The sequence below is a fragment of the Hahella ganghwensis DSM 17046 genome, assembly GCF_000376785.1.
In the GTDB taxonomy this organism is placed as follows: domain Bacteria; phylum Pseudomonadota; class Gammaproteobacteria; order Pseudomonadales; family Oleiphilaceae; genus Hahella; species Hahella ganghwensis.
Window position 1 is genome coordinate 1 of record NZ_AQXX01000032.1, and the last position, 5,198, is coordinate 5,198.

Here is a 5,198-nt window from a genome sequence, read left to right on the forward strand (position 1 = left end):
ACAATCATAACAAGTGTCCACTAAAAAATAAGTGGACACTATCCAGTCAGTTGGTAGCGCGCTCAAGATGGGGTTACCGGACGCTTACTAAATAATAGCCTTCTTTAATTCATATAACGCCTGCACAGCATGGGCCGGAAAAGCCGAAGGCTTTTAAGGTCCAGCCAGCTTGCTGGCGCTCATGCCTATTTTGTTAAGCGCTTTACTGGCTTTCTTAGCTCTTTGTCAGCCCCGTAGTTTTCCAGAAGCTCTACAATTGCACCAACATTCCATGACACTGCGTAGTCGTATGCGCGTAGATTGTTGCTCCATACTCTGTTGGGATTTGCGCCATATTTAAGTAGCGCCTCAACTATACTGAGGATTAATTCGCCTTTCGTGGTTTTCTCCACTTGGTACTCGTGTAATAAATGGTGAAGATGGTCATCAAGATCATCTATTGGATTTGGATTTGCCCCTGCTTTAAGTAAGGCCTTAATAGACTCAATATCTTTTTGTCCAATAGCGCATGCTAGATAATTCTCTAGCTGCTTTTTCAAATCTGGCCAGAATTCTATTTCTTCTAGTTTCTCAAGAATTTCTTCTCTATCTGGATTCACGTATCGTCCTTTGATGTATTACGGAGTGCTTAACGCCGCTAGCAACGGCCGACTTGAAGGAGGTCCAGCCCACGCAGTGGGCGCGTTGCCTAGCCTTGTTAAATGTTGAATGCCAACACATGCTCTGAACCTTGATACATTTTTAATAGTGAGTCTTTTAGCTCTTTAAAACGAGTGAAACCTTTTGGAAAGTATAAATGCGCAAGACTCCTATTGCTTAGTAGCACATGCATTCCATCATTTGTAATGGTGCATTCTTTGACAATATTAAAACCTCCATTCGACTGATCGTCGAATTCGAAGTAAATGCCATCGCTAGCGCCCGTTTCTTCTGTAAGCCCCCTTTGCCACATGAAATATCCACCGTCCCAGCCGCTTACTCCGACAGCTAGCACGTCATTTTCGATTATTTCAATTGACTCTTCGTTGTTCATTTCTAGATTAAATATAACGCCTAGACTAAGCCGCCAGCATGGAGTGCAGCGGAGTACCGGTCGGCTTCAGCCCCTTGTTAGAGTTTTTCAGACACAATTCCAGGAGGCTCGCACGGAACAGATTCACCTTTTTGCATGACCAAGGATACATTACCACCCACCTCCCAAATATTTTGCCATTCCACGACTTCCGTTTTGTAACCTTCTTTCGAAACACATGTATCCCAGTGAATTATATCCATGCCATGGATAACAAACGATTCTATTCTCCATTCATCAATTTCTCCGAACCTCACAGACCCGCTCTCCGTGGTATAGCCAATTACGTGGTTTTCTAGGCGAGAATAAGGATTAGCTACGGAATAGAGGTTTACCTCAGCTCCATGGAGGGGATTTCCATTAACATCTGTGACCAAGACTCTAGTTTCAGGCTGAATGGTCTTGTTTATTGGGAAACAACCACCCAACAGAACGATAATTATAATAAGAAGCGAATTTCTCATTTTTACTCTAACACTTACTAAAATCGGCCGAGTGATAGGAAGTCCGGCGCACGAAGTTCGCGGATTTCATGTCTTGGTTATTTGTTTTCGTCTCGGCTATAAACATTTTTCTCATACCACGATTCAGAGTGAACCTCTCCAGAGGCTGCTTCAATTATTGCCTTAACTTCAGAAACAGGCACTTGCACAATACCTTTTGACGTGGAGAACTCAATAAGAAGTTCCTCGCTCTGCTCATCGGCCAGTATAGACAGAAGAGGATATTGAATACCCTTGAGAGGGCGGCCATCTTCATCAGCTGCAAAAAGCTCTAGCTGCCTCCCCTCGCTAACAGAGTTGTACCACTGAAAGCGTAGATTTCTTAGCTTCCGAATGCTCATAAACTTCTACACATAACACCGAGCACAGAATAATGTGCGTGTTTCGCACATTTCTTTCTGCTGCGTATGGTTATAGATTGATTTAATGTCACGCCTCGGGTCATATTTGTTCGCCAAGTAAAAGACAACCAACCATCCGCCAAAATCTCTCTGCCAAAACCCTCCACTATTGGTGAGCTTATCTAGAATACTGGTAAGCTTATTCGATTCAGCGATCTCAAGAGGTAGTACAAAGTCTTCCATCAAGTATTCCGAAGATTCAACTACCCGAACGAACTCATATTTATCAGATTTAGTTCTAGTGAGTTCGACGACATCACCGTACTTCGCTGACTCCGAAAATATCGGATGTTCCATAAGTTTAAAGAAACCGTCCGGTAATTCTCTTACCATAACACTTGTTGTCAGCCCCTCATTGGCAAACAGAATTGAAATATTCATATTAAGATCCATAACACTTCGCTAAAGTGTCTATTTTTTGTCACTTTTTCAGCGGCTTGTTACTTTTTAAATTGCTCATTGTAGAACTCAAACGCAAGCAGCTCATCTTGGGTGTCGAGTAACATCATCCAAGCATAGGATATGCAATCAAGCCATGCATCAATAGTCATTGCCTCTAGACCTGATACCAGTTTATTACTTCTGAGCATCCCATCTTCATGCACAGCCCAAGCTTTACCTAAGCATAGAATTCCAGAAATGTCAGACACGAGGCTCCTATCGATTGCTTCACAATTATTTAGCGTTGGAGCCAACACCCTCAAACACTCAATTACTTTATGGAAATTTTTCTCTACTGCATCCATCCCTTTGTAGGGCCTTAAGCTACCTAGAAAACCGTGCTCCCAGCGCTGATCGTCAGTATTACCATTTCTACCACTGTGAAAACTTAGCTCTTCTCTAGCTTGATCTACATTCATATTGCTCAACGCCTGTATATGGGGCCGGTGCACGCAGTGCGATGGTTCCAGCCCACGAAGCGGGCGAACAACATGCACTTGTTAAGTGTTTTCATGCACTGTGCTCCGAATAGTGTTAAACAATTGATAATCTTCTTCAGTCATGTACGACTCAAGTCGTTGCAGCCATGATTTAGCAACACTCCAACTCAGACCTACTTCAATATCCGTGGTCCTGTTTACGAGAACCGGAGGTAGATAACCTCCGAAAGTTCCATTGCTGACCTTTATGGGGAGCATTAACCAGTACTCAGATGAATCATCAGCCTGGAAGCTTATAACAAGAGAACCGCCGTCTCTTAATTTCTCGACGCTTAGGATATGGCTTACATTCATATCTGGTAATTACTTCCCTAATAATGGGTGAAGCTGCACAGCAGCGGAGATTCAACCCGTAGGAGACATTGTTTAGTTTGTTATACGTTTTCAGGTGCCTTGCCAATACATTTTGCATGACGTTCTCCCTCATCTAGCCAAAAGAATTCTTGGGAGTTACTATCAATAGACATTGCTTTGGTACCACCGGTTTCTGGAGACCAACCCTGAGATTGAGCCCATTTAATGGCCTTAGTAACATAACCTGGGCCGATTTCTACAGCATATGGAAACGGATCTATAAACAAAACAAATGGCTTACCTGATTTTCCAGCTGTAAATACGTCGTCGCTACACCAAGGACAACAAGCATCGTAATGCCAAAGGAACTCGTCCCCCTCTATAACTATTTTTCGTGTTCCTCTTTTTGGCCAAGTCATATCTATTCGATCCCGATCCCAAATCACCTGCATTTTTCTTGTTACGCGATTTTAACTATGATGTGTGCAGGACCAGCATTGACCACTCCCTTTTGAATAATACAAAACACCACATTCCGGACATTCTGTGGGCCTACCTTCTGGACGATAGGGATCCCAACCTTGACGCAAATGATAAATAGCCATTGCCTCCTCAAAGTTACACGCCGTAATTACATAGAATTTCTTCTGGCAATCTGGGTCGACGGTACCGTCATTGTACGTTAGAGGACCATCTCCCCCAACCAGCATGCTCGGCCATTTATCATCTCTTAACCCCCATGCGGTAAACATTTTCTTTGGAACTTCGTTTCTCATTTTATTTCTCGGCAGCGCATAACACTTTTAGTTGGAGCAGCCCCGCAGGGACATCCCTAACCTTTCCTTGTTACGTATTTATAGGATAGAAGCAAACCCCAATGACATCTACTCCGACGCCATCTCCATATTTTTGGATTTAATGCCCACCCTTCTGATGTAACTGAAAAAATTTCAGGCCTGTTCTGTACAGAGTTCTCACCCCAAACTCCCTGCACGGACATAGATCACCGAAGTACTAATATAAGAGATTGCGCGACCACACAGCCTATAGGGCTGAAGCGACTCAATCCCCCCCCCATAACGAGATAGAGAGGTATTGCGGCAAGCCCTACAACCCTGTTTTTTGTGACGCCTAAAGTAGGCAACTACGAAAAAGTTTAAACTACAGAACATTAGCAGAGGTATTTTTTGGGGCAGAAACCGATATGGCTGGATTGGGTGAGTGCTGCGATTATTGGCTGAATCCAACTTTGGCTACATAACGCCCAACTTCGCAGTTTATCTGCAACAGCAACTTGTTAGGCGACATTTTTTTGATTAACAAGCGTTTTTAGCACCATCGCTGTAATCAACAAATAGACTACAGTTACAACATGCTTAATAACAACCTTACTCTGCGCCTCGGCTTCAAAGGCCAAATATGCGTCTGTAATAGGCATAACAGTGCCAAATAGTGCGCCATATATTAGTATTTTATAATTCCTAATATATAAGAGATATCCAATGATCAGAGAGACAAAGAGCGTTCTTGACCCATATATTCTCACCCAATCGCTATCTTCAAAAACGGCAAGATCGGTACCTCGTAGCGCAGCGAACCCTGTTGGATCAGCAAAGGAATATATAGCATAAAACCCCTGCAATAAGACCATCAGAAAAACCAATACCCTAGCTACATTTTCTAACATCCTAACTTTAGGGAGAGTCTGAATAACCCCAAGGTTCTGAGGTAATTCAAACTCTCGACGATATATGGCCGAATATTCAGAGTGTTTTTCCGGCCATTTTGGATCTTCCCCCCCTGTGGGGCGTCATCTGGGCTCACTGCCCCTATACCTGCAGCTCTTTCCTTGCCATCAGCAGATTGCTGAAGGCCGCCAACAGATAGAGCCGGCTCTTGTTCTTGGCCAAGCCTCGATAGCGGACTTTGTCGTAACCAAACACCTGCTTGATGTATCTGAACGGGTGTTCCACTTTAGCCCGGATAC

General features: G+C 43.6%; 9 protein-coding genes. All 9 read right to left on the reverse strand.

Annotation, left to right across the window (positions count from 1 at the left end; genetic code table 11):
* Nucleotides 1-185: 185 nt before the first annotated feature.
* Nucleotides 186-599, reverse strand: a complete 414-nt coding sequence (locus F566_RS0100495) for an ankyrin repeat domain-containing protein (protein ID WP_020405016.1) — start codon at nt 597-599, stop codon at nt 186-188.
* Nucleotides 600-697: 98 nt separating this feature from the next.
* Nucleotides 698-1,033 carry a hypothetical protein gene (locus F566_RS0100500; protein ID WP_020405017.1) on the reverse strand — a complete coding sequence of 112 codons (336 nt, stop codon included), beginning with the start codon at nt 1,031-1,033 and terminating at the stop codon, nt 698-700.
* A gap of 77 nt (nt 1,034-1,110) precedes the next feature.
* Nucleotides 1,111-1,536: a hypothetical protein gene (locus F566_RS0100505; RefSeq protein WP_020405018.1), complete on the reverse strand. Its 426-nt coding sequence runs from the start codon at nt 1,534-1,536 to the stop codon at nt 1,111-1,113.
* 77 nt (nt 1,537-1,613) lie between these two features.
* Nucleotides 1,614-1,916 (reverse strand): hypothetical protein, encoded by a 303-nt coding sequence (locus F566_RS31415; protein ID WP_020405019.1) that lies wholly within the window; start codon nt 1,914-1,916, stop codon nt 1,614-1,616.
* A gap of 6 nt (nt 1,917-1,922) precedes the next feature.
* Nucleotides 1,923-2,357, reverse strand: coding sequence for a hypothetical protein (locus F566_RS0100515; RefSeq protein WP_020405020.1), 435 nt, complete (start codon nt 2,355-2,357; stop codon nt 1,923-1,925).
* Between the two features lie 59 nt (nt 2,358-2,416).
* On the reverse strand, nt 2,417-2,836 hold the full coding sequence (locus F566_RS0100520; protein WP_020405021.1) for a hypothetical protein: 420 nt from the start codon (nt 2,834-2,836) through the stop codon (nt 2,417-2,419).
* A gap of 455 nt (nt 2,837-3,291) precedes the next feature.
* Nucleotides 3,292-3,630 carry a hypothetical protein gene (locus tag F566_RS0100530; protein WP_157496531.1) on the reverse strand — a complete coding sequence of 113 codons (339 nt, stop codon included), beginning with the start codon at nt 3,628-3,630 and terminating at the stop codon, nt 3,292-3,294.
* Between the two features lie 878 nt (nt 3,631-4,508).
* Complete coding sequence (locus tag F566_RS0100535) at nt 4,509-4,898, reverse strand: DUF4267 domain-containing protein (protein ID WP_020405024.1); 390 nt, start codon at nt 4,896-4,898, stop codon at nt 4,509-4,511.
* Between the two features lie 142 nt (nt 4,899-5,040).
* Nucleotides 5,041-5,198 (reverse strand): transposase (locus tag F566_RS36030; protein ID WP_020405025.1); only part of this gene is annotated, 158 nt, incomplete at its 5' end.

Coding starts and splice junctions, on each gene's coding strand:
- F566_RS0100505 (WP_020405018.1), bottom strand. CDS start 1,536: ATGAGAAATTCGCTTCTTATTATAATTATCGTTCTGTTGGGTGGTTGT.
- F566_RS0100535 (WP_020405024.1), bottom strand. CDS start 4,898: ATGTTAGAAAATGTAGCTAGGGTATTGGTTTTTCTGATGGTCTTATTG.
- F566_RS0100515 (WP_020405020.1), bottom strand. CDS start 2,357: ATGAATATTTCAATTCTGTTTGCCAATGAGGGGCTGACAACAAGTGTT.
- F566_RS0100520 (WP_020405021.1), bottom strand. CDS start 2,836: ATGAATGTAGATCAAGCTAGAGAAGAGCTAAGTTTTCACAGTGGTAGA.
- F566_RS0100530 (WP_157496531.1), bottom strand. CDS start 3,630: ATGACTTGGCCAAAAAGAGGAACACGAAAAATAGTTATAGAGGGGGAC.
- F566_RS31415 (WP_020405019.1), bottom strand. CDS start 1,916: ATGAGCATTCGGAAGCTAAGAAATCTACGCTTTCAGTGGTACAACTCT.
- F566_RS0100500 (WP_020405017.1), bottom strand. CDS start 1,033: ATGAACAACGAAGAGTCAATTGAAATAATCGAAAATGACGTGCTAGCT.